The 21,944-nt window shown below is 35.4% G+C and carries 24 protein-coding genes and 1 pseudogene; 21 read left to right on the top strand and 4 right to left on the bottom strand.

The window, feature by feature from the left end; translation table 11 throughout:
* Positions 1 to 12 precede the first annotated feature (12 nt).
* The 4 genes and pseudogenes from BLV40_RS11665 to BLV40_RS28540 all read left to right on the top strand — a co-directional run bounded on the left by BLV40_RS11665 (position 13) and on the right by BLV40_RS28540 (position 1,779).
* The gene (locus BLV40_RS11665) at positions 13 to 651 is read left to right on the top strand and encodes a hypothetical protein (RefSeq protein WP_090690162.1); all 639 of its coding nucleotides are present in this window, start codon (positions 13 to 15) and stop codon (positions 649 to 651) included.
* 33 nt (positions 652 to 684) lie between these two features.
* Positions 685 to 1,450, top strand: a pseudogene (locus BLV40_RS11660) (DNA replication protein).
* Positions 1,447 to 1,608: a hypothetical protein gene (locus BLV40_RS28545; RefSeq protein WP_170833644.1), complete on the top strand. Its 162-nt coding sequence runs from the start codon at positions 1,447 to 1,449 to the stop codon at positions 1,606 to 1,608. Before BLV40_RS11660 ends, BLV40_RS28545 begins: the two are co-directional and overlap by 4 nt.
* 15 nt (positions 1,609 to 1,623) lie before the next feature.
* Positions 1,624 to 1,779 carry a hypothetical protein gene (locus BLV40_RS28540; protein ID WP_170833643.1) on the top strand — a complete coding sequence of 52 codons (156 nt, stop codon included), beginning with the start codon at positions 1,624 to 1,626 and terminating at the stop codon, positions 1,777 to 1,779.
* 125 nt (positions 1,780 to 1,904) lie between these two features.
* Here BLV40_RS28540 and BLV40_RS11655 read toward each other — a convergent pair whose 3' ends face one another.
* A complete protein-coding gene (locus BLV40_RS11655) occupies positions 1,905 to 2,378 on the bottom strand; it encodes an exosporium protein D (protein WP_090690159.1) in 474 nt (157 codons plus the stop codon).
* Between the two features lie 384 nt (positions 2,379 to 2,762).
* Between BLV40_RS11655 and BLV40_RS11650 the strand changes: the two genes are divergently transcribed.
* The 4 genes from BLV40_RS11650 to BLV40_RS11635 all read left to right on the top strand — a co-directional run bounded on the left by BLV40_RS11650 (position 2,763) and on the right by BLV40_RS11635 (position 5,441).
* A complete protein-coding gene (locus BLV40_RS11650) occupies positions 2,763 to 3,089 on the top strand; it encodes a hypothetical protein (RefSeq protein ID WP_090690156.1) in 327 nt (108 codons plus the stop codon).
* A gap of 212 nt (positions 3,090 to 3,301) precedes the next feature.
* Complete coding sequence (locus BLV40_RS11645) at positions 3,302 to 3,544, top strand: hypothetical protein (protein ID WP_090690152.1); 243 nt, start codon at positions 3,302 to 3,304, stop codon at positions 3,542 to 3,544.
* 372 nt (positions 3,545 to 3,916) lie between these two features.
* Positions 3,917 to 4,201: a hypothetical protein gene (locus tag BLV40_RS11640; RefSeq protein ID WP_090690149.1), complete on the top strand. Its 285-nt coding sequence runs from the start codon at positions 3,917 to 3,919 to the stop codon at positions 4,199 to 4,201.
* Positions 4,202 to 4,253: 52 nt separating this feature from the next.
* Positions 4,254 to 5,441, top strand: a complete 1,188-nt coding sequence (locus tag BLV40_RS11635) for an RtcB family protein (protein WP_090690145.1) — start codon at positions 4,254 to 4,256, stop codon at positions 5,439 to 5,441.
* 257 nt (positions 5,442 to 5,698) lie between these two features.
* On the opposite strand, the gene BLV40_RS11630 is transcribed toward BLV40_RS11635, so the two are convergent.
* Both BLV40_RS11630 and BLV40_RS11625 read right to left on the bottom strand, forming a co-directional pair.
* The gene (locus tag BLV40_RS11630; protein ID WP_090690142.1) at positions 5,699 to 6,676 is read right to left on the bottom strand and encodes an ornithine cyclodeaminase family protein; all 978 of its coding nucleotides are present in this window, start codon (positions 6,674 to 6,676) and stop codon (positions 5,699 to 5,701) included.
* A gap of 54 nt (positions 6,677 to 6,730) precedes the next feature.
* The gene (locus BLV40_RS11625; protein ID WP_090690138.1) at positions 6,731 to 8,032 is read right to left on the bottom strand and encodes an MFS transporter; all 1,302 of its coding nucleotides are present in this window, start codon (positions 8,030 to 8,032) and stop codon (positions 6,731 to 6,733) included.
* 235 nt (positions 8,033 to 8,267) lie between these two features.
* On the opposite strand from BLV40_RS11625, the gene BLV40_RS11615 reads away from it, so the two are divergent.
* The 10 genes from BLV40_RS11615 to BLV40_RS11570 all read left to right on the top strand — a co-directional run bounded on the left by BLV40_RS11615 (position 8,268) and on the right by BLV40_RS11570 (position 17,415).
* On the top strand, positions 8,268 to 8,738 hold the full coding sequence (locus BLV40_RS11615) for a GNAT family N-acetyltransferase (protein ID WP_026592872.1): 471 nt from the start codon (positions 8,268 to 8,270) through the stop codon (positions 8,736 to 8,738).
* 81 nt (positions 8,739 to 8,819) lie between these two features.
* Entirely contained in the window at positions 8,820 to 9,389 is a 570-nt protein-coding gene (locus BLV40_RS11610) for a histidine phosphatase family protein (RefSeq protein WP_026592873.1), read from the top strand.
* A 231-nt stretch (positions 9,390 to 9,620) separates the two neighbouring features.
* Entirely contained in the window at positions 9,621 to 10,658 is a 1,038-nt protein-coding gene (locus BLV40_RS11605) for an NAD-dependent epimerase/dehydratase family protein (protein ID WP_090690135.1), read from the top strand.
* Between the two features lie 272 nt (positions 10,659 to 10,930).
* Positions 10,931 to 11,749 carry a MerR family transcriptional regulator gene (locus BLV40_RS11600; RefSeq protein WP_090690132.1) on the top strand — a complete coding sequence of 273 codons (819 nt, stop codon included), beginning with the start codon at positions 10,931 to 10,933 and terminating at the stop codon, positions 11,747 to 11,749.
* A 244-nt stretch (positions 11,750 to 11,993) separates the two neighbouring features.
* On the top strand, positions 11,994 to 12,335 hold the full coding sequence (locus tag BLV40_RS11595) for a PadR family transcriptional regulator (RefSeq protein WP_090690130.1): 342 nt from the start codon (positions 11,994 to 11,996) through the stop codon (positions 12,333 to 12,335).
* Entirely contained in the window at positions 12,332 to 12,856 is a 525-nt protein-coding gene (locus tag BLV40_RS11590; RefSeq protein WP_026592877.1) for a hypothetical protein, read from the top strand. The genes BLV40_RS11595 and BLV40_RS11590 overlap by 4 nt, the downstream gene beginning before the upstream one ends.
* A complete protein-coding gene (locus tag BLV40_RS11585; RefSeq protein WP_090690126.1) occupies positions 12,853 to 14,322 on the top strand; it encodes a serine hydrolase domain-containing protein in 1,470 nt (489 codons plus the stop codon). Before BLV40_RS11590 ends, BLV40_RS11585 begins: the two co-directional genes overlap by 4 nt.
* Before the next feature lie 31 nt (positions 14,323 to 14,353).
* Positions 14,354 to 14,821 carry an NUDIX hydrolase gene (locus tag BLV40_RS11580; protein ID WP_026592879.1) on the top strand — a complete coding sequence of 156 codons (468 nt, stop codon included), beginning with the start codon at positions 14,354 to 14,356 and terminating at the stop codon, positions 14,819 to 14,821.
* Positions 14,822 to 14,991: 170 nt separating this feature from the next.
* Complete coding sequence (locus tag BLV40_RS11575; RefSeq protein WP_090690122.1) at positions 14,992 to 15,975, top strand: DUF4003 domain-containing protein; 984 nt, start codon at positions 14,992 to 14,994, stop codon at positions 15,973 to 15,975.
* Between the two features lie 333 nt (positions 15,976 to 16,308).
* The gene (locus BLV40_RS11570; protein WP_244525389.1) at positions 16,309 to 17,415 is read left to right on the top strand and encodes a lipocalin-like domain-containing protein; all 1,107 of its coding nucleotides are present in this window, start codon (positions 16,309 to 16,311) and stop codon (positions 17,413 to 17,415) included.
* A 476-nt stretch (positions 17,416 to 17,891) separates the two neighbouring features.
* Here the strand turns inward: BLV40_RS11570 and tet are convergent, their stop codons facing one another.
* Complete coding sequence (tet, locus tag BLV40_RS11565) at positions 17,892 to 19,865, bottom strand: tetracycline resistance ribosomal protection protein (protein WP_090690119.1); 1,974 nt, start codon at positions 19,863 to 19,865, stop codon at positions 17,892 to 17,894.
* Between the two features lie 604 nt (positions 19,866 to 20,469).
* On the opposite strand from tet, the gene BLV40_RS11555 reads away from it, so the two are divergent.
* The 3 genes from BLV40_RS11555 to BLV40_RS11545 are packed head-to-tail and all read left to right on the top strand — an operon-like array spanning position 20,470 to position 21,899.
* Positions 20,470 to 20,898: a MarR family winged helix-turn-helix transcriptional regulator gene (locus tag BLV40_RS11555; protein WP_090690115.1), complete on the top strand. Its 429-nt coding sequence runs from the start codon at positions 20,470 to 20,472 to the stop codon at positions 20,896 to 20,898.
* Positions 20,899 to 20,928: 30 nt separating this feature from the next.
* Complete coding sequence (locus BLV40_RS11550; protein WP_090690111.1) at positions 20,929 to 21,567, top strand: nitroreductase family protein; 639 nt, start codon at positions 20,929 to 20,931, stop codon at positions 21,565 to 21,567.
* Positions 21,568 to 21,605: 38 nt separating this feature from the next.
* A complete protein-coding gene (locus tag BLV40_RS11545; protein ID WP_026592885.1) occupies positions 21,606 to 21,899 on the top strand; it encodes a putative quinol monooxygenase in 294 nt (97 codons plus the stop codon).
* Positions 21,900 to 21,944: the final 45 nt, after the last annotated feature.

Below are 21,944 nucleotides of genomic sequence, written 5' to 3'. Positions count from 1 at the left end.
GGAGGGAAAACGATGGCTAAGAGATTAACATTGGAACAAGTCGCAGCACTATTTGATTCTAAAGGCTACGATTTACTTGAAACGGAATATGTAAGTGCGCATACACCAATGCGTTGTAGATGTCGCAAGCATTCCGAGACTATTATCGAAGTTATGACAAACACTTTAAAGAGAGACTACGGTGGTTGTCGTAAGTGTAATCAAAAGCAGAATACTAGAACGATAGAGATTGTTCGTAAAGAATTTGCGGATAGAGGCTATACGTTACTAGAGACGACATATAAAAACAACCATACGAAAATGCGTTACACATGTCCGAATCATCCGAACGAGAAACCTTCGATTGCTTACATGCACTTTAAAAAAGGCTCAGGATGTCCGTCGTGTGGTCGTGAAAAATCCTTAAGAGCATTAGCGGAAGATAGAGAGGAATTTCCGAAACGTGAGTATACGAAAGATGAAAAGGAAGGCGCGCGTAGTAAAACATTCCACATCTTAGACGATCAGTGTTCCGGATGCCCGTTTAGCAACCTATCGAAGTTGAGCGACGTAGAAGTGAAGTGTTACCGGGAGTGTCAATACGGAATGGAGTTGCGTAAATGTGGCGCTATTCTAGCCGGAGAGGATGTCGATGCAGTAACGAAGTGTTAACGAGGAGAAATTCGTTAAGGAGGCAACGGTATGATGCAATGTATTCTATCCGATCATTGTTCGCTATACAAAAGCGAATCATGTAACCGTAAGTGCACCTCGTACATCGCACTACACGGACATAACGGTAACGGAGGACGTATGGCAGCGACCAACTTACCGAAAGAATATCGTCATTTAACGTTACTGAATTCGCCTGTACGAGTGTCCCAACCGAAAGTCTATAAATCTATCGAAGCGTATGTAACGACTTTCTCACGGCAATTTGAGGCGAGTGGTACAACGGATGTAAAAGATAAAATCAAATCGATGTACTTGTTTTCCGAAGAAACTGGCACGGGGAAAACGACGACAGCAGCCGTAATTTCAAACGAGTGGCTAATCCGGCATTATATCGGTAGTTTGCAGCGAAATAGGCAATCGTTGCAGATACCTGGATATTTTTTAGATGTGAACGAATGGCAAGACTTGTATAACGAATTTAATCGGACGAATGTTCCGAAGGACGTATCGGAAAAAGCGGCGAGAGAATATTACAAGCGTGGAAGTAATGCAAGATTTGCACCTTTCGCCGTTCTCGATGATATAGGCGTACGGTAGTGCCACGACTGGATTCCGAGGGGACTTACATGCGTTAGTTAACTATCGTGTTTCAAACGGACTCCCAACAGTCTACACTTCGAACATTCCTATTGATGAGTTGGAGAGCGTGTTTGATCGTAGGTTGTACGATAGAGTGCGAGATTTGTGCGTAGTGTTGCCGTTCGAGGGCGAATCGAAAAGGGGGATGCGTAGATGATCACGGTACAAGACTTAATTAATGCGCTACAGAAAATCGAAGATAAGTCGAAAGAAATTATAGTAGACACGTATCCAGTCAGTGATACAGCCAAAGTAGATACGTTAGTAGTAGATGAAGAAAGATTAGAAGACGCAGTTTTTATCGATATGTATTGATTAGGGGGAAACGTAATGAAAGAGATTATTATTGGAGTTTTAATGTCTTTGCCAACATGGTTTTGGCTTACGTATTTTTGCGGGTTAAGTGGGTTAGAAACGTTGGTTACCGCTTTTATTCTCGGTGTGACTTTCGTTATCTATGACGTTGTGTTGGAGATAACAGATTAATCGGTTAAATAAGTATTATCAAATTTGAATTTTGTTAAGAAATGAAGAAATAGAATGGTGAATAATTAAATGCTAAAGGAGTAAAAGAAAAAGAATCCTATATAACAAGGACTCTTTTCGGTAATTTAACAATAGTCGTCGCATTCGGAGTAATACCCATCACAAAAATCACCTTGATTATTACAGCAGATGCAAAATGTTTTTTGGACAAATAAACTAACTGCACTGACAGAACCCTCGTGTTTTGTAAGAGTAAGACTTTGGAAATCTTCAACCTGAAATATTTTTGTTTGAACGGGTTGTAATGTGGTGGTAATTGGTATGTTAGATCCTCTTGTTCGAATAGTTACGTCAACAGGTGCACTCATGCCAACAACAAATAACTGAATTAACGTTTTATTATGATTGTTAGTGAAATCCTCAAATACTGTTTGCGGAGTGGTATTTAGGAGGTCAATAACTAAAGGTATATTTCCATTTAAATTTGCTCCTACACCAGCAATTGTATGAGTTTTAACAGAACAGTTATCGTTTTGAGGGTTCGACTTTGAGTGTTTTTTATAACACTTTTTACCATTTTTATAAAAATAATCAGCCATACGTATTTCATTCTCCTTTTCTTTGGTTGTCCATATATATTATTTAAGAAATAGAAATTATGATTGGATTAATTCCACAAAACAAAAAAAATGAGAGTTTTGATATATATTTCAGGTTGGTTATATAAAGAAAGGAGGAAGTAGGAAAAACAATCAAAAGTGTTATCTTACAGAAAAAGAACAGCCAGCAAAAGCTAACTGTTGTGCTTAATTTATGGTTGATTCCAAAAAAGTGACATACCAACAAAATATAGAACTATTAAAAGGAAAATTGCTATGAAAATAACTGAAAAAATCTTTTTCATCAGTAGATCTCCTTTATGCAGAATATTAATATTTATCCAGAATTTGAACAAAATAGTTATTTTGAATGGAGTGAAATAAATGAATAAGCGATTAAAAGAAGTAAAAGAGAATATCACCAACATTGCAGATCATGCGATTTGCATGACGAAGTTCGATTATGATTGGCTAATTGAGCAAGTGGAAGAAAAAGAAGTGAAAAACTTTCAAGTTGAAGATATAGATGGATGCGAGTTTGTAAAAGTAAAAGTTTTGGGTAATGCGTTGATTTCATACAATCATGATTTTGATGGATTCATGACCGGAAAGATTCAAGTTGTTTATTCAGACGGTTCTGGTAGTGCAATCAGCATGGAAGAAGCTCAGCAACGTATCGATTCAAAGGAATGGACAGTTATTAAACCATAATTGAACAAAAACGCTATTTGAATAAATTTGGAAAGATACTAAAAAGATCTACAAGTATCAAGAGAGCAACTCCAGTTACTAAAAATAAATACTTAAGAATTTTAAGTGTTATATTCCTTAACTCGCTCCTATGTTTTTTATTAATTTAGGTAGTTAGGTTGATTTTTATACAAATAAATAAAAATTTCATTTTGTAGAAAAGGGGAATGGATATGGCGAAGTGTTGTGATCGATGTAGTGCAATTATTAATCCTAAAGAAACATGTAGTATCAAAATTGAAATTGGCTTCAGAGAATTTATAAAAAATATCGTAACAGTAATAAATCGCAGAATGAGTGGTATTGAGGACTATGATCATTACAGCAAAATCGCTGAAGCAGAAGTTGATTTATGTGATGGATGCCGTGAATCATTAATGGAGTTTCTAAAGGGTGCGGAAGTAGTGAAACCATAATAAGAGCAGCTAGCAAAAGCTAACTGCTCGGCTCCAATGGGGAACTGGAGAAAGATTGTATCTATAGTATTGACGGAATATTTAGTTTTATTCGAGGGAGGATGCTATTTATTATGTAAGTAATAAGATGCAACTCCTATAAGAACTAAGGACTCACATACAATCGCAAATATATTTTTGTGTGGTTTTCGCAAATCACTTATCAATGATAATAAAGCACCGATCCCTATAATAATCAAAAAAATAAGACTATATATATCAATCATTTTTATCACTCCTAACATTTGAATAATTTAATTATATATTAATTACTATTTTGTGGAAAAGATTGTTTAACAAAATAATCCTTTTAATAGAGACGGAGGTAGAACAATGACCACACACTCAACGAGAGAACAAGAAACGGTATTAACTTTCGACAACGATACGAAGGAATGGAGCGCATACTCTTGCGTTCCTAAACACATTCGTAAGTTAATAGCCTTGGTCGGTGAGGAAAAAGTTACTGTTATCGATAGTGATGATGGCAATATCTTGGCGGTGAAATGTACGTTAGGAGAAAAACAAGTAAGTATGAATAAAGTACGTCAGTACAGCGAGGATCAGAAACGAGAGATGGCGGAAAGAATGCGAGCAGTTAGGACTACAAACGTATAATTTAATGTATAATTAATACAATTTACTAGATATAGGAAAAGAGGAATGAGAGATGTTGAAATTACAAGGGAAATACAATGAAGCAAAGGTATTTACGAATAACGTTGAAGAAACAGCGGTAGGTCAAATCATTGATTTATGTAATCAGGAATTTGCAAAAGAGAGTAAAATCCGAATTATGCCTGATACACACGCCGGCGCTGGTTGTACTATTGGAACGACGATGACCATTCAAGATAAAATCGTACCTAACCTTGTTGGAGTAGATATAGGTTGTGGTATGGAAGTTGTTATAATTGATAAGAAAAAAGAGGAAATTAACTTTGATCAATTAGATGACACAATTCGTAAACATGTTCCAAGTGGTTTTAGTATTCGAGATAAGGAACATCCATTATCAAAGATGATTGATTTTAAAGATGTAAGAGCACCGTTTACATTACAACGTGCTCAAAAGAGCATTGGTACTCTTGGTGGGGGAAATCATTTTATTGAGCTTAATGAAGACGATAAAGGGAATGTGTACATTGTTATACATAGCGGTTCCCGTAACCTAGGTAAACAAGTAGCAGAGTACTATCAAAACTTCGCTTACGAACAACTACTAAGTGTTAAATCAATTAAAGACGAAATCATTGAGCGTTTAACGAAAGAAGGTAGACAACAAGAAATCCATGAAGCTTTACGCGGAATTAAGAAGCCTAAAATCCGTAAAGAATTAGCTTATTTAGAAGGTAAAGGATTCGATGATTATATGAATGACATGAAGATTGCTCAAAAGTATGCTGAGTTAAATCGTAAAGCTATGATTGATGAAATTGTAACGAGAATGGATTGGGAAGTAACTGATCAATTTACAACAATTCATAACTACATAGACATGGATAATATGATTCTACGAAAAGGCGCTATTTCAGCACAACAAGGTGAGCGAGTAATTATTCCAATTAATATGAGGGATGGGTCAATTATAGCATTCGGTAAAGGTAATTCAGATTGGAACTTTTCTGGTCCACATGGAGCTGGTCGAATCATGAGTCGCAAGAAAGCCAAAGAAATGATTAAATTAGAAGATTTCCAGAACACAATGACTAACGTTTGGACGACTTCAGTTGATAAAAGCACATTAGATGAAGCGCCAATGGTATACAAACCGATGGATGAGATTGTAGAAAATACGAAAGGCACAATTGATATTAAGCATATTATCAAACCAATCTACAACTTTAAAGCTAATTAACTAGGAGGACGAACAATGAACTACGGAGATTACGAGTGGGAGTTAGGGGAGGAGGACGAGAGTTAAGGTGGATTATCGAGGGAACTGTCGGTAAATATGGTGGCGGAGGACGGAAGAAGTGACTTTTGGTGACCGCGAAAAAAGAGCGTAGTAACATACGCCCTTATACACTAATTTATTCACTATAAATGAAGAAATACCGCACTTGTGACGGATATTTATAAATGTTACGTTATGCTGGCGAGTCACTTTTTGAATCACTTTACAAACAACTTTTCCGCATATTTTTGATAAATCGAACTAGCCACTACTGTATCCAAGAAGGCAACCCCAACAGATTTAAATAAAGTAATTTCATCAGAGTTTGCCCGGCCTTGTTTATGCCCTAAAATAATATCCCCAAGTTCACTATATATATTTGAAAAGTTCCATTCATTTTTTTCGCTCGCAATCAAGAAATCTCCTGCTTCGTGCTGAACACCTTCTAATGTATCTACAATAATTTTATCACTGCGCTGTAATGTAGTGAAATCGAGTTCTTGCATATGAGGTTGATAAGAACCAATTCCATTAATATGAGTACCGCGTTTTAAGTGTTTTCCATCAAACACAGGTGTAGTGGAAGTTGTACTACAAATTACAATATCAGCCATTGCGACAGCAACGTCAGCTGATTCTATAATTTCAATGGTTCCGTTCCAATTTGGATATAAGGAGAGTAAATGATTCTTAAACTCAATTGCTTTTTGTATTGTACGATTCACGAGAAGAATACGATTTAAAGATCGAACTTCCATAACAGCTTGTATTTGTCCGAGTGCTTGAGCGCCGCAGCCAATGACAACGCATACACGAGCATCTTGACGAGCGAAATGTTCGGTTGCAATACCGCTCATTGCTCCTGTACGAAGTGTTGTTAAATAGGAGGCCTCAATTGTTGCGACATGATTACCAGTATTTGTTTCTGTTAAAACAATCAAGCTTTGTAGTGCTTTTTTTCCTTTCTGTGTATTTTGAGGAAAGATACTAACAATTTTTGTAGATGCAAATTCGATTGGAGCTACGTAAGAGGGCATATAAAGGGAGTTCGCCTCTTCTTGAGAATGCTGTATATTCAGCCTTACTGGTGTTGTAATTTCATTGTTCATATAATACTGGAATGCCTTTTCTACATCTTGTAAGCAATCTTTCATTTTATAAATGTCTTTAACCATTTCTTCTGTAATATGAATCATTTAAATCATCCTCCTTTTTAATAGAAAAGGGGGAGTTGAGAATCCCCCGACTGACTATGCTTGTATATCTTGATTTTGTATGTTCTCTGCGATCTGCCTCGTTGAAACGGCAGCGATGGCAATTAAAGAAATACAGCAAGTAAGCACAATATATAAAGCGACTGGAATCCAAGAGTTGTTGTACACATTCATTAAATAAGCAGCAATCATCGGAGCTGTCCCGCCAGCAAGTGCAGCGCCTAATTGATAACCTAACGTAACACCCGTATAGCGTACTTGAGTGGAGAAAATTTCAGAGAATAATGTACCTAATACAGCTGTTACAGGTGCCCATAAAACCCCTAAGCCAATAACAGTTGCGATAATGATAGAAAAAGTAGTTCCTTGGTTTAATAGTAGGAAATATGGAAAAGCATATAAGAGAATCGCAATGGTACCCCATATGTACATTTTCTTTCTTCCAATGGAATCTGAAAGTTTTCCCATAATTGGAATCATAATAGTAGTAATGAGCATAGCGATGGTAACAGCGTTTAAAACAGTTGTATTCGGTAATTTCAGCTGTGATGTACCATAGGAAACAATGAATGTTGAGAAAATATAGAAGGGAGCTGTTTCAGCTACCTTTGTTCCTGTGGCGATTAGTACGGATTTCCAGTGATGACGTAATGTGTCGGCAATAGGTAGTTTTGAAATATTTCCACTTTCTTTTGCCTTTTTGAAATCGGGTGTTTCATCTAATCCATTTCGAATCCATAATCCTATGAATACCAATATTGCACTTAAAATAAATGGAATTCGCCATCCCCACGTCACAAAATTATCACCAGAAATCATTGTCATAAAGGAGATTGCAGCAGTTCCAAGTAACATTCCAATTGTTACACCTGTTTGTGGAATGCTACCGAAAAGTCCCTTTTTATCCTTCGGTGCATATTCGACTGCTAATAGTAAAGCGCCGCCCCATTCACCGCCAATTCCTAATCCTTGAATAATTCTTAGTAATATTAAAAGAATAGGAGCTAGTATACCGATAGTTTCATATGAAGGAAGTAAGCCAATACATACTGTCGCCCCTCCCATAAGAGAGAGAGTTAACACAAGTGTCTTCTTTCTTCCAATTTTATCACCAATATGACTGAAAATAATGCCTCCAAGCGGGCGAATGAAAAAAGGAATACCAAACGAAAGATAGGAAAGCATGAGTGCGACAAGGGGATCCTCGTTTACAAAAAATAATTTGTTAAATACAAGTGCGGCGGCAGTTCCGTATAAGAAGAAATCAAACCATTCGATTGAACTACCAATTAAACTAGCTATGAGTGCTTTTTTCTCAATAGAGATTTGTTGGTTCATTTGTTCACCTCTTTTGTAATTTTAATATTCTAATTATTAAAAATATTTTATATAAAATATTTTTATATGTCAAAGTTTTAGGAGGAAGAGGAGTTGTTGTTATAAGTAGCAAATATTATAAAGTGATGTTTTTCATTAGAATGGAAAGGGCCAATGTAACAGTAGATATTTGTATTTACCTAATAATCAGAAGTATAAATAAGACAGAAACTAATAGGATGAGAGGAAGAGCGAAATGAAAGTCAGACACATTCGAGAGGGAGATTATGTAACGATTCATTCCGTCCTTAATGAGTGGTGGGGCGGAAGAAATATGGCTGATATGTTACCAAAACTTTTCTTTGTTCATTTTCGAGAAACAAGTTTTATTATTGAACAGGACGGAGAGACGCTAGGGTTTTTATGTGGATTTTTCTCACAAACATATACCGATGAAGCATATGTTCATTTTATTGGAGTAAATCCAAAGCATCGAAGAAAGGGCATAGCTTCTACACTATACTCATATTTTTTCGATGCAGCTCGCGCAAATAATCGTCATATCGCAAAAGCGGTAACTTCTCCAGTAAATAAAAAATCAATTCAATTTCATCAGGATATTGGATTTGAAATTGAAACAGGTGATGGAGAAGTGGATGGGGTATCTGTACATACAAATTATGATGGGAATGGAGGGAGTAGGGTATTGTTTGTGAAGAGGCTATAAAGTGAAACTTTAATCAGTGGAGGTCTTACTGTCCGCGAATAGCGGGATAAATAACGAAAAACTATGTAAAGGAGGAGTATTATGAAAACTTTCATTTACATGGTGAGACATGGCGAATCACCAAAAACAGAAGAAAATGAAAGAACAAGAGGCTTAACTGAAAAAGGGAAATTAGATACTTATCGAATAACTGATATATTACAAGGGGAGGGTATTGAGGTATTTGTTTCAAGCCCATACCATCGATCCGTCCTAACGATTCAGGGATTAGCTAAACACTTAGGGCAAGAAGTTTTCGTATTTGAAGACTTAAAAGAGAGAATTTTTTCTGCGGAAGATAAGCGAATGCCTGATAAGGAATTATTTTCTTTGTTAAAAAAGTCATTTTCTGATCCAAACTTCGCTTTAAAGGGAGGAGAGTCTAATGCGGCTTGTCAAAAACGAGCTATAAAAGTTTTAAAAGAATTATTAAAGACTTATCAAGGGCAAAAAATAGTATTAGGCACTCATGGAGCTGTTATGGCTTTAATGATGGGGTATTATGACAGTCAGTACGATTTAGATTTTTTACTACAAACATCAAAACCAGATATATATAGAATGGAATTCAATGGTGAGGAATTGGTGGGGGTTAAAAGGTTGTGGAAATAAAGTGAAACGTAAAGGTCTCCCCTTACCAAGGGGGGGACTTTTTAGGATGAAGTTTATAAGTAATGTTGTCCTCAAAAAAGCACTTCACTGAACAAAAGTAACAACATTTGTTTACAGTGCATAAAAAAATATTATTAATTTTTCATCATCCCCGTAACTTTTTAAGTAGGAAAATCGTTAAATTAAATGAATGCTAATTTTATAGATTATAAAAATGGATGGGGGAAAATTATGAAGGTCCTTATATTAGGAGGTACTCGTTTTTTAGGAAGAGCGTTAGTAGAAGAAGCATTGAAAAGAGGGCATGAAGTCACCTTATTTAATCGTGGTACGAATCAGGATGTATTTCCTGAAGTCGAGCAACTAATCGGTAATAGAGACAGTGATGTATCAGTCTTAGAAAATCGAAAATGGGATGTTGTAATGGACACATGTGGATTTGCTCCTCATCAAATTAAAAAAATCGCTGCTGTACTTGGAGACAACATCGAACATTATACTTTTGTATCAAGTATCTCTACTTATAAAGATTGGATTCCATTTCATATTAAGGAAGACTATCATTTACAGTCTATTCCGCCTACTGAAAAGTTGAAAGCGGTTGAGAATGGGGAAATATCACCTTATGAGTATTATGGAGCATTGAAAGTTTTATGTGAGGAAGAAGCAGAAAAACATTGGCCTGGGCGAGTTTTGCATATAAGAGCAGGGCTTCTTGTTGGACCATTTGACTATTCAGATCGACTCCCGTACTGGGTTCAGCGTGTAGCACAAGGTGGAAAAGTAATGGTGCCGGGGCGTTCAGACCGTCCTGTTCAATTGATTGACATAAAAGATGTAGCAACGTGGGCGTTCGATATGACAGAAAACAGAAAAGTAGGCAAGTTTAATGTAACAGGGCCGAATGATGAATTGACGATTGAAGACCTATTAAATACTTGTAAAGCAGTAACAAACAGCGATGCTGAATTTGTATGGGTAGAAGAGCAATTTCTATTGGAAAGTCAAGTGCAGCCTTGGACGGAGATGCCTTTATGGATTCCTGAATCTTTCCCGTTAGAAGGAGAAACAGAACCGTGGAAAGGTGGCTTTTTCATTAGTATAGAAAAAGCTGTTAACGCTGGTCTTTCTTTTAGACCTATTGAAGAGACCATATATGATGTGTATCAATGGGAGAAATCGAGAGAAGATATAGAGCGAAAAGCAGGTATATTAAGAGGAAGAGAGCAGGAATTGCTAGAAGCTTGGTTTCAAAAAGAGAAATTGTGATGAGGGAATATGTATCAAACAGAGGAGAGTGAATTTAGGTAATCGTCATTCCTAAAATTAGGAGTTCCAAAAATTCGAAATCCTCGTGTAATGAAAATTAGATTTAAAAAATTCACTTTTGCCCCGTCCTAAAATTAGGCGGGGTTTTACATGTTTCGGGAAATATAATTTTGATTGGATATTAATTGTAAATGCTTTATGATTATAGTAAGGTCTCCCCTAAAGAGAGAGTCAACGATAATGTAAGAAAAAATATAAAGGGAGTGATTAGGGTGGAAAACTTATTTTCCATTGGGGAAGTAGCTAAAATAAAGGACATTACAATCAAAGCGTTAAGATATTATCATAAAATGGGAATTCTCATTCCGAAATATATTGATGAATCGACAGGTTATAGATATTATTCCATAGATCAATTTATTCATATAGACATTATAAAAAGCTGTAGAGAGTTACACACAAGTATAGTAGAACTTCAAGAGATTTTTAAGGACTGTGATACTGATACACTACTACAATTTTTACAATTAAAAAGAAATGAAGCAGAAGACAATATAAATAAAATGCAAGAAATTATCAAAACCATTGATAGCTTAAATATGAAGGTAAAGAATTCTAAGGATATATTACATGATGATGAAATATCCATTAAGTTCTTTGAAGAGCGTCACATAATTGTAGCACCATGTAAAGAAGTAGGAAGTTTAAAGGAGTTACTTTCTTATTCAGACTTAGAAAAAATCATTCATGATACAGAAGAGAAAATGTCAATGGAAAGAGGAATCATATATAAGGTTAATTCAGAGTGGACTGTAGAGCCAAGGTATGTTTTTAGTAGATTTCAAAGGAATTCCAATATAGAAGCTGGACAAAATATAAAAATATTACCAAAGGGAAAGTATTTAACATTCGCTTATAGCAAGGAAAATGAAGAGGAACGGAGAAATAAAATCATTAAATATGTAAAAGAAAATAATTTGAAAGTTAAAAGTTTTGTAGAAGTGGAGTTACTTAATGATGTCTTTAATACAGAATCTTATAGTTGTCAAATTCAAATCTTTATAGAAAATGATGAATTAGTTGACTATTAGGATAGTCGAGATGAATCGTATCATAAGTAAATTGGAAGGATTCTTATGAAAATTTTATACTTAGTTAGCAAGATTAACTCCATTTTAATCAAACTTTATTTAAAATGGAGTTTTTGCGTTGGTTAATAAAGAAGGGGATGGGACTTCATTTTAATCAAGTTTTAATTCAATATTATATAAAGAAAAGTAAAAAAATTCTAAATATATACTTGAATGAAGTATATATTTTTGTTAAATTTATCCTATGGATAGAACAAGTTTAATTAAAGGTCATTTAGAGATGTGTGTGTTATCTATTTTGTCAAAGGGAAAAAACTATGGATATGAAATTATGAAGGAGTTAGAAAAACATAATTTAAAACTGAAAGGAATAGGAAGCATTTATCCGATTTTGACTAAGCTTAAAGATCAAGAATGGGTTCATACTTACCGTGAAATTACAGAAAGTGGTAAAGTTAGGGTTTATTATGAAATCAATGAAAAGGGGAAAGTGTATCTTCAGAAAAAAATCAACGAGTGGTTGGAATTACAACAGGATATAAAATCCCTACTGCAAAGTGATTTGAAGGGAGAGCATTTGGAATGAACATAAATTTGACCAAGGAAGAAAAACAGTTTGTAAAAGAAGTTTTGGAAGAATTAAAACAATATCAAGTCAGTTCAAAGAACAGAAGAATCATTAGGCAGCAGCTTTTAGAGCATATACAAGAATGTCGTGAACACGGTCAAGATAGTCTAAAAGATTTAGGAGATACAACAACATTTGTTAAAGACTTTTTAGAAATGAACGGAATAGATCTTCATTCTGAAATCAAACAGATACGAAAATCCAAAAATAGAACAGGAATTGTATTTGTGATTGGATTCCTTACTTCAATTGTTACTTACCTCATCTCACAACTCATACTATCTATGTTTTTAACAGAATCATTTAACCCACTGCATACTAATAATGCGTTTGACTATAATATTTTGTATCACATAGCAGATAATTCTTGGTGGAATTCCTTACTAATGATTACTAGCATTTCAATTTCCTTACTAATCTCTACGTTGGTAGTGTTTCGTATCCGAAAAATAAATGTTAGTAGGCGAAACTTTATATGAACCTACTAAAATTCATTATAATTTTAATTTGTTTAGTATTTAATGCAGGCACTTTATTCCTATCAGCCTCAAAAGTCTCCGCAGAACAAGATATGAAAGATACTATAGACAACTATGTAGAAGCTTTTTTAAAAGAACATCGAATTCCAGGTGCTTCGATCGCTATTATTCATGAAAATGATTTGTTTTATTCTAAAGCATGGGGGGTAACGGGAGAAACTGAGGAAACAGTGACGACTACAACCCCATTTACTATAGGATCGATAAGTAAATCATTAACAGGTTTAGCCATAATGAAATTAATTGAAGAAGGTACCGTTAACCTAGAAGATCCAGTCAAAAAATATATTCCGTGGTTTACACTTAAAGATAAAGAAGCAGCTTCCAAAATAACAATTAAACATTTACTTACCCATTCAAGTGGAATTAGTACTTATTCGGGTTTAGCAATATCAGACAAAGAATCTGATGGGCTCAACGCTATAAAAGATAATGTGGAAAGTCTATCAAATGTTGCGCTTACCGCTCTACCTGGAGAAAAGCATCAATATAGTGATGCGAATTTCTTAATTCTTGGTGCTCTTATTGAAGAAGTTACCAATCAAACGTATTCTGACTACATGAAGCAGGAGATTTTTTTACCATTAGGTATGAAGAATGCAGCAGCTGATAATGATACTGCATATAAAAAAGGATATCTTGCTGGTTATCAATCATGGTTTGGGATTCCTAGAAAAAGTTCGGTAACATATGATAATGGGGGAGTACCGTATGGGTACATAACGGCAAGTGCAGAAGATATGGTTCAATACATCAAATTCCTTAGTGGACAAGAGAATGACAATTTTTTAACTGAAAATACTATGAATCTTTATGTATCACCTCATATTCAAACTGGTGAAAACCGTTTCTATAGCCTAGGACTAAGAATTACAAATCCAGATTCTGAGGAGAAAATGATATGGCATTCAGGCTCAACCCCTGATTCGCATGCTGAAATGTTTTTTATACCGAAAACAGGTTGGGGCGGCGTGATTCTCACCAATAAAAATCATATTCTGGAAGAAGAGGCGCTTTTCTATTTGAAGCAAGGTATTATAAATTTAATAAATGGAGATGAACCTGTTGATATTCCTTCAAATACTCCTATTGTTCAATTAATTACAATTGGGGTAATATGTTTACTTTTTCTAATGCTTGTTTATCTGTTCGTAAAGATGAGATCAAAAAAAGTTCGTAAAAGAAGCATATGGTACATTTACGGTATCATTTTCTTGGTGCTATCTATTGCGATAATCCCGGGATTAACCTATATTACGGATTCTCCATGGCATGCGATTTATGTGTTTTCTCCAGATTTAGCTTATTTATCAATTGGAGTAGTTATCTTGTTTGCTCTTAATGGATTGTTTTCTATCATGATTGCTTATAAACAAAATTTGCAAGTGAAGTATTTTAGCGGTTAAATATTAAATCATATAAAGGGGATACAGAATAATGGATCTTACATTCAAACTAGAAAAATCGTGTTTCAACTATCGAGTTGGTGCGATATGTAAACATAATAATAAAATATTAATGATTCAAAATGAAGGAGAAGACTTTTGGTATGTACCGGGCGGACGTGTACAAATGCTTGAGAGCAGCGAAGCGGCGGTGAAGAGGGAACTGAAAGAAGAGCTAGGAGTAGATGTTGATGTGAAAAGGATGTTATGGATGGTCGAAAATTTCTTTACATATGATGAACATCAATTTCATGAAATTAGCTTTTACTATGAAGTGAACTTACTTGAGTTGCCTGGAAAAGGAAAGGATTCTTTTATTTTTGAAGAAAGCGGAAGAAGATATATATTTCAATGGGTGCTAGTAGAACGAATAAGTGAATATAACTTGAAACCGGATTTTCTAAAGGATAAAGTGAATGAGTTGCCTATTCATATGGAACATCTTGTTAAGAATGAATAAAAAGAGATAGAAAGATGGAAATTGGGACTTTATTTATAATTTAAAGGAGATTATAGAAAATATACTAAGGAAAGTATAAGGTTCCAAAATATGTATTGTAAATGATATTCCTAAATATAGAGTTATAGTATGATAGAAGAGAAGTACAAAAGGAACATAGGGGGATTGCTATGATCACATTACAGCAGAAACTGGAGCAATACACACATATATATGCACAGTTAAAAGGGGAATTAAAGTGGAAAACGAGTGATTCTCGGACAGGAATGATGATTGCCGCTATGTATACAGGTAGCGATAAACCGTTTGATCTTGGACGTTTTTTAGAAATTAGTAGTTATATTAAGGATCAGGTAGGGATGTTTTCATACTTAAAGTCCTATCATCGTTTTGTGGTTGCGGCAACATTAGATATTCACTTTACGCATTACAAAAAAGCCTTTCAGCAGTTTCTAGACATATATGAACGTTTGGTCGCTGGCGGCTTTAGCCGGAGTATATTTACTTATCTCGCAGCAGCAGCGCTTTTACCAGAAGAAAGTGGGCAGCATGACACACGCATTCAGCGGTCGATGCAAGTATATAAACGCATGAAAGAGGATCATTTCTTTCTTACAAGTGCAAATGATTATCCGCTCGCTGTTTTGCTAGCGGGACAATCAGAGAAAGTAGAGACACTTATGGACCGGGTGGAACGTCTCTATCAGAAGCTGGCGGCAGCTGGCTTACGTAAAGGGAATGATCTTCAATTTTTAAGTCATATTCTTTCACTAAAAAAGGATGTCAGTGAAGATATGTTAGTCGCACAGTGCACAAACATATGGAATTTGCTAAAGCAAGAAAAGGTAAAAGTGAAACAGATGCATTATCCGGCTGCCGGACTACTAGCGTTGCTTGAGGATGGAGAGAAAGAGGTTCATTCTATTCGAGCATTCATTGAAAAATTGCAGGGAGACAAATTATTTCGCTGGCATACGGATGCAAATATTCTTATTGCAATCCAACTGTTCGTGAGTCAGAAAGGTGCGGAAAGTCAAGCTGCCAACACAGGTTTGCAAACAATGATAGAGGTCCTCATACAGGCGCAGCAGGCAACTATGCTAGCAGCAATTACTGCTTCCTCTGCAGCAACCTCTGCTAGCAGTGGTTCATAACATGCAATGTGCGGCATGAACTTTTTCAAAAAGGGTTACATAGATTAATATTTAATTCAAAAGTCGCTTGTCTGCTGACTAGCGACTTCTTAGTCTATGTTAAATTAATGAGGTAAGCGTCAAATATTCCCCACCTACTATTTGTAAATAGCCAATTTTATGCCGCATTAACGGATAGTAACACTCCCACCTCAAAATTCAGCGGAAGCAAAGAAGTTAGGTGGGAGATGAACTGTCCGTAAAAGCCCGATTGGTGAGGGCTGATTAAAGTTTCTCTTTATTACAATCATCAGTTTTCGGTCGTTAGCACATTACAAAATGGAGGTTGTTAAAATGAGTGTAAACGTAGAACAAGTTAGATTGGCAAATGATGAGGAAACTTATAGGAAATTAAATATTCATCCTACAGAACCGCAGCCAAAAGAGGATGGCATGCGCACAGATGGAAGGGAGAGTTCTTTTGAGTGGTGGTATACTGATGCCGAATTTGAGGACGGAACAACTGTGGTGACTACCTTTTACACCAAAAACCACTTTGATGTTCTTGGACCAGCATGGCCTACAGTCCAAATTGATATTACATATCCTGATGGCACCAAAATCCTTATGTCTTCTCAAGAGGCTAAAGGCAGCAGGCTTAACGCTAAAAAAGATATTTGTGATGTCAATATCAACAAATCCTACCTCAAATATCAAGATGGACAATATGTCCTTCATTTTGAAGAAGGGTATATTAAATATCATGCTGTAATGACGTCAAAATTACCGATGTGGCGTCCAAACACCGGTCATTGGTTCTACGGAGACCGAGATGAGCACTTCTTTGCATGGTTTATTGCTCAACCATCCGCGACAATCGAAGCTACTTTGACTATTGGTGATAAAATGATTCAATTAAATGGGACTGGTTACCATGATCATAACTGGGGCAATATTGGCATGGAGAAATTGATGAATCATTGGTATTGGGGAAGAGCTAAAGTGGATGGTTTTGACATCATTGCTTGCGACATTATTGCTGAGAAGAATTATAACTACAAAAGGTTGCCTGTGTTTATGTTAGCCAAAGATGGAAAAATAATATCGGACGATCAATCTCTTACTAAAATTCAGAGAGAAGATATTATAGAACATCCTGAAACTAAAAAGTTTATGGATAACCATTTAATATACCTTCAACCTATTTCAAGTTTTGAGTCTTACACAGTAGAATTTATTAGAAATAGGGATATTGTTTCAATAAGTTTATTAGACAATTTGGATTCTACTCAGGCTTTGATAGCCAAAAAATCAGGAGCTAACCCAACCTATACTCGTATCTTAGGGGATGTTCAACTAACTCATGAATTGAATGGTGTGAAAAAATTTATAAAGCTGAGGGTTTATGGGATCAAATGTTCTTCGGGAATAATAAATATGCTATCATCAACAATTAGCTAAGAGACAATTAATAGCTTCACTTTTCACTCATAATGTGTGAAAGATCAGATTGTTTACAAAACCTTGTTTTTCGAGCTTATCTGGATAGAGCGCTCTTTTTATTTCCTGTTTGTGAAGTTTCGGAATACGAGTTGAAAGCATATTGGTGTCTACTATTATGCCAGTCATACTATGGGGATAGTTTCCGAAGATGAAGTATTAAATTTCTGTGATGTTGTCGATGAATGGATAGTAATTGGTTTTCAAGTATAATTTGATAATAAATTCTCTACTTAGTTACGATACTTTAAACGCCCCGATAAAAGTGTCATATTGCTCGTGAAATACTAGAGAAAAGGAGAATCTAAGGAATTAAACTTTCTTTAGATTCTCTTTTTTTATTTTCTATGCTCAAGTTGATAAATTTGTTTTCTTTTAACAAATCAATATAAAAGGAGGTTGATTATGGGAACAACAGAGCATGCTAGTATTTTCACTTAATAAGCACGAAGCACATGCAATAAATAATCTTTTCGATTCAGTGGATTATAGTCTACTCGTTTTCGCGACGGGAATTTTGAGTCGATTTTACTATATCCACAAGATCTAGCGATAAAGACACCTTCACCTTCCGTAAAAGAATGCAGTATGCGCTTAAAATTCTCCGTTTGGGCCATCGGCAGAGTTCCTGTTAAACAAAAGGATTCGTTATGAAGTACAGGTTCTGTAAAAGCTGCATGTATAGCTGATAATTTATACATTGCTGTGCTAATTGAATGCGCTGGTACCGTTAATTCAAACTCATTTACTGGTTCATATACATTGGTCCCGGCTTGCTTTAAAGCATCCATTAAGACAAGTGGTGTTAGTTTTCTAAAATCACCAGCTGTCGTTACTGGACTTGCATAGCCGGTATGCGTTAATGTTACGACGATATCAGTGACTTCCCATCCATATAAGCCTTGTTTTAACGTTTGGAATACAGTGTCTTCAATGGCTTTATGAAATGCTAAAGGCAATGAGCCAAGCTCGACTTCTAAGTTATAAGTGATACCAGAACCTGGTGCACCACGTTTAATGTGAAAGCCAATCGTTGCATAGAATGGGTTATTGTTTTCACCCATGATTTCTACAGCATTTCCGGCTCCAATTGGTTTTTCTATACATACAATTCTTGTATTTGAAAAAGAAACCTCTAAATTATATTTTTCCTGTAAAGTTGTTTCAATCACTTCTTTTTGAACTTCACCAAACAGCCGAATATAGATTTGATTGTGAATGTCATCTTTCATTACTTTTATAAGTGGATCTTCTTCGGATAGTTCTACGAGTGCTTGATATAGGGTATGTTTTTTCCCTTTTGGCCGCGCTTCAATTGCAGCTTCCATTTGAGGTTCTGCAAAGTGAATGTCTTTCACTTTATCTGACCATTCACCTATTACATCACCGATTCTAATGTTGCAAAGCCCCCATACCTTACAAAATTCTCCTGTGCCAACAATAGGGGATTGAACAGCATTTCCATTATGAAATATATGAAGCTTTTTTATTTTTTCTTTGTGTGAAGTGGTGTTTACGTCACTTTGTTTTCGATTGATATTAATATATTTTCTTACTTGTAAACAGCCGGAGAATATCCGTACGTATGCAATTTTTTCTCCAGAAGATTCCCTTTCAATTTTAAAAACAACTCCTGATAAAATTTCATCTCGGTTATTGTTTGAAACATTCTGTGGAATCATTTTTGAAACACCTTCAAGTAATTCGGGGATACCCATACCCGTCATCGCTGAACCGAAAAAGATTGGATATACATTTGCATGCTGAATCTGATCCCAAAATTCATCTCGTAAAGTGTCTTCATGTAATACTTCGCCATTTACATAGGATTCAATTAACGATTCATTATGTGATGCTAGAAGTTCAATATACTCATCATATACAGCAGCATGTACTTCGTTTTGAATGATACACGCATCTTTTGTCCCCTCATTTTTCACTTTATATAGTGGGAGTACTTGATTAGTAAGCATATCCCGTATTTGTTGGATTACTTTAGTAGTTTGCGCACCACTCCGATCAATTTTATTGACGAATAGTATGGTCGGAATGCCTAGTTTCTGCAGAGTTTTCATTAAAATTTTGGTTTGTGCCTGAATACCTTCTACCGCAGATATTACTAAGATAGCTCCATCTAGAACGCCAAAAGATCGCTCTACTTCAGCAATAAAATCAGCATGACCTGGTGTATCAATTACATTTACTTTGAGATCATTTATAAAAAATGAAACGACAGCCGCTTTAATAGTAATTCCACGTTGTTTTTCTAACTCCATCGAATCTGTTAGTGTACTTCCTTTATCTACTTGACCCATTTCCTGAATTACATTGGTAGTATAAAGAATACGCTCAGTCAAACTCGTCTTTCCAGCGTCTACATGCGCTACAATTCCTATATTTATTGTTTTCATATGTTAAAATCCTCATTTCGTTTTTCATGTTCATGTCCTCATTTCTTTTAGTAATAAATTGCCGCATTACAATCACTCTCCAGTCTTGTATGATATTTCTATTATAAGGAATTTTTTGTAATTTGTAACATGATGAAGTATTAAATTTTGGGAGAAAACAGGTGGTAAGACACTTGACTCAAGGTTTAGAGAAAATCACTACCAAGTAAAAGCTAGATTGTTGAAGGATGATAATCAGTAGGAGATGAAGAGGTGCGATATGCGGTAGATTATTTAACAACTCTTTTGTTTGTGCTGGTGGCTATACTGTGGCTGCACTCCAAACGGAACGTCGCATAAAAGCAGTAGCGAAGTTAACAGAGTTCTTTGGTGAAAATCTGTAATAAGTAAGAAAGTTGCAGTCGTTTTCCAATTTTATTATAGGGAAACGGCTTTATATTGTTCATGGAGGTTATGGTAAAAGGGAAGAGGTTTTATTTTTTTATGTCAGCCAAAAATAAAAAAACAAAATAGTTGCTTAAAATTTTAATTGGGTATATTATTTGATGTATCAATTATTGATGTATCAAATAATTATATGTTGCCTTTGCAAAGGAGGAGTAAATTGACCAATTCATGTTCAAAGGAAGCGATTATTTTATATAAAATACACTTTCTTAATAAAGAAGTAAGTTCGAAGTTTGAAGGTTGTACAGGTATGAGTCAATCTAGGCTGGAGCTTATACTTCAGTTATATGAGGTTGATGAAATTAGTCAAAAAGAACTTCAACAAGAAGTGAATATTGATCATGCTGCAATTACAAGGCATTTAAAACAGCTTGAAGCAAATGGAATGATTACAAGACGTAAAAATCCAGATGATAATAGGGTTACTTTAGTTTCTCTTACGAAAGATGGACGAAATAAAATTCATGCCTTTCAAGAAGAGAAAGAGCGTTTTGCAGCGACTACGCTAAAAGGGTTAAGTGAAGAAGAGCGCGATAACCTTTTAAATATGCTAAATCGCATTGAAGAAAACATACAAGAAGTCTAAATATAAAATGGAAAAAGGGAGATTACATCTATGAGTAACGTAACAAAAACAAATGATTTTACAGAAATTTTAACAGGACGTCGTTCGATTCGTAAGTACGATACAACTGTGAAAATTAGTAAAGAAGAAATGACAGAAATTTTAACAGAGGCAACGCTTGCTCCATCTTCAGTTAATATGCAGCCTTGGCGTTTTCTTGTGATTGATAGTGAAGAAGGGAAAGCAACACTTGCGCCGCTTGCGAAATTTAATCAACTTCAAGTAGAAACTTCATCAGCAATGATCGCTGTATTTGGTGATTTACAAAACTTTGATAATGCGGAAGAGATTTATGGTACAGCAGTAGAACGTGGGCTTATGCCAGCTGAAGTAAAAGAAGATCAAATGCAAAAGCTTTCTGCGTATTTCTCTACAGTTTCACCAGAAGTAATGAAAGATACAGTATTAATTGATGGTGGTCTTGTTTCAATGCAACTTATGTTGACTGCACGTGCATATGGATATGACACATGTCCAATTGGCGGTTTTGAAAAAGACAAAATTGCAGAAGCTTTCGGATTAGATAAAGACCGTTATGTACCAGTTATGCTAATTTCAATTGGGAAAGCAGCCGATAGTGGATATCAATCAGTTCGTCTGTCAATCGATAAAGTTGCCCAGTGGAAGTAATTTTGAAAAAATTCGTAGAAGATGAAAGGGGAAGCACTTTGATTATCATTCACGCAGTATTTCAAGTAGATTCAGCAAAACAACAAGCATTTGTAGAAGAAATTAGGCCGCTCATTCATGCTTCAAGAGAAGAAAGTGGTAACGTATCATATGATTTATATAAAGATACTGAAAAAGAAAGTGCATATACAATGGTAGAGGTTTGGCAAGATGCAGAAGCAGTCGCTAGCCATAATGCAAGTGGACACTTTACTTCTTTTGTTAAAAAGGCGAATCAGTTTTTAACTGCTCCGTTAGATATTCAGGTTTATGATGGACAACGAGTAAAATAAGAAACACCCCCTCGATTACTCTAAAATAGAGTTGTCGAGGAGGTG

The organism is Bacillus sp. 166amftsu (assembly GCF_900107445.1).
In the GTDB taxonomy this organism is placed as follows: Bacteria; Bacillota; Bacilli; order Bacillales; family Bacillaceae_G; genus Bacillus_A; species Bacillus_A arachidis.
This window is presented reverse-complemented; position numbering and strand designations above follow the sequence as displayed.

Bases quoted from the DNA above. Each gene is read 5' to 3' on its own strand.
- BLV40_RS11665 (WP_090690162.1), top strand. From the start codon at position 13: ATGGCTAAGAGATTAACATTGGAACAAGTCGCAGCACTATTTGATTCT.
- BLV40_RS28545 (WP_170833644.1), top strand. From the start codon at position 1,447: ATGATCACGGTACAAGACTTAATTAATGCGCTACAGAAAATCGAAGAT.
- BLV40_RS28540 (WP_170833643.1), top strand. From the start codon at position 1,624: ATGAAAGAGATTATTATTGGAGTTTTAATGTCTTTGCCAACATGGTTT.
- BLV40_RS11655 (WP_090690159.1), bottom strand. From the start codon at position 2,378: ATGGCTGATTATTTTTATAAAAATGGTAAAAAGTGTTATAAAAAACAC.
- BLV40_RS11650 (WP_090690156.1), top strand. From the start codon at position 2,763: ATGAATAAGCGATTAAAAGAAGTAAAAGAGAATATCACCAACATTGCA.
- BLV40_RS11645 (WP_090690152.1), top strand. From the start codon at position 3,302: ATGGCGAAGTGTTGTGATCGATGTAGTGCAATTATTAATCCTAAAGAA.
- BLV40_RS11640 (WP_090690149.1), top strand. From the start codon at position 3,917: ATGACCACACACTCAACGAGAGAACAAGAAACGGTATTAACTTTCGAC.
- BLV40_RS11635 (WP_090690145.1), top strand. From the start codon at position 4,254: ATGTTGAAATTACAAGGGAAATACAATGAAGCAAAGGTATTTACGAAT.
- BLV40_RS11630 (WP_090690142.1), bottom strand. From the start codon at position 6,676: ATGATTCATATTACAGAAGAAATGGTTAAAGACATTTATAAAATGAAA.
- BLV40_RS11625 (WP_090690138.1), bottom strand. From the start codon at position 8,032: ATGAACCAACAAATCTCTATTGAGAAAAAAGCACTCATAGCTAGTTTA.
- BLV40_RS11615 (WP_026592872.1), top strand. From the start codon at position 8,268: ATGAAAGTCAGACACATTCGAGAGGGAGATTATGTAACGATTCATTCC.
- BLV40_RS11610 (WP_026592873.1), top strand. From the start codon at position 8,820: ATGAAAACTTTCATTTACATGGTGAGACATGGCGAATCACCAAAAACA.
- BLV40_RS11605 (WP_090690135.1), top strand. From the start codon at position 9,621: ATGAAGGTCCTTATATTAGGAGGTACTCGTTTTTTAGGAAGAGCGTTA.
- BLV40_RS11595 (WP_090690130.1), top strand. From the start codon at position 11,994: ATGGATAGAACAAGTTTAATTAAAGGTCATTTAGAGATGTGTGTGTTA.
- BLV40_RS11590 (WP_026592877.1), top strand. From the start codon at position 12,332: ATGAACATAAATTTGACCAAGGAAGAAAAACAGTTTGTAAAAGAAGTT.
- BLV40_RS11585 (WP_090690126.1), top strand. From the start codon at position 12,853: ATGAACCTACTAAAATTCATTATAATTTTAATTTGTTTAGTATTTAAT.
- BLV40_RS11580 (WP_026592879.1), top strand. From the start codon at position 14,354: ATGGATCTTACATTCAAACTAGAAAAATCGTGTTTCAACTATCGAGTT.
- BLV40_RS11575 (WP_090690122.1), top strand. From the start codon at position 14,992: ATGATCACATTACAGCAGAAACTGGAGCAATACACACATATATATGCA.
- BLV40_RS11570 (WP_244525389.1), top strand. From the start codon at position 16,309: ATGAGTGTAAACGTAGAACAAGTTAGATTGGCAAATGATGAGGAAACT.
- tet (WP_090690119.1), bottom strand. From the start codon at position 19,865: ATGAAAACAATAAATATAGGAATTGTAGCGCATGTAGACGCTGGAAAG.
- BLV40_RS11550 (WP_090690111.1), top strand. From the start codon at position 20,929: ATGAGTAACGTAACAAAAACAAATGATTTTACAGAAATTTTAACAGGA.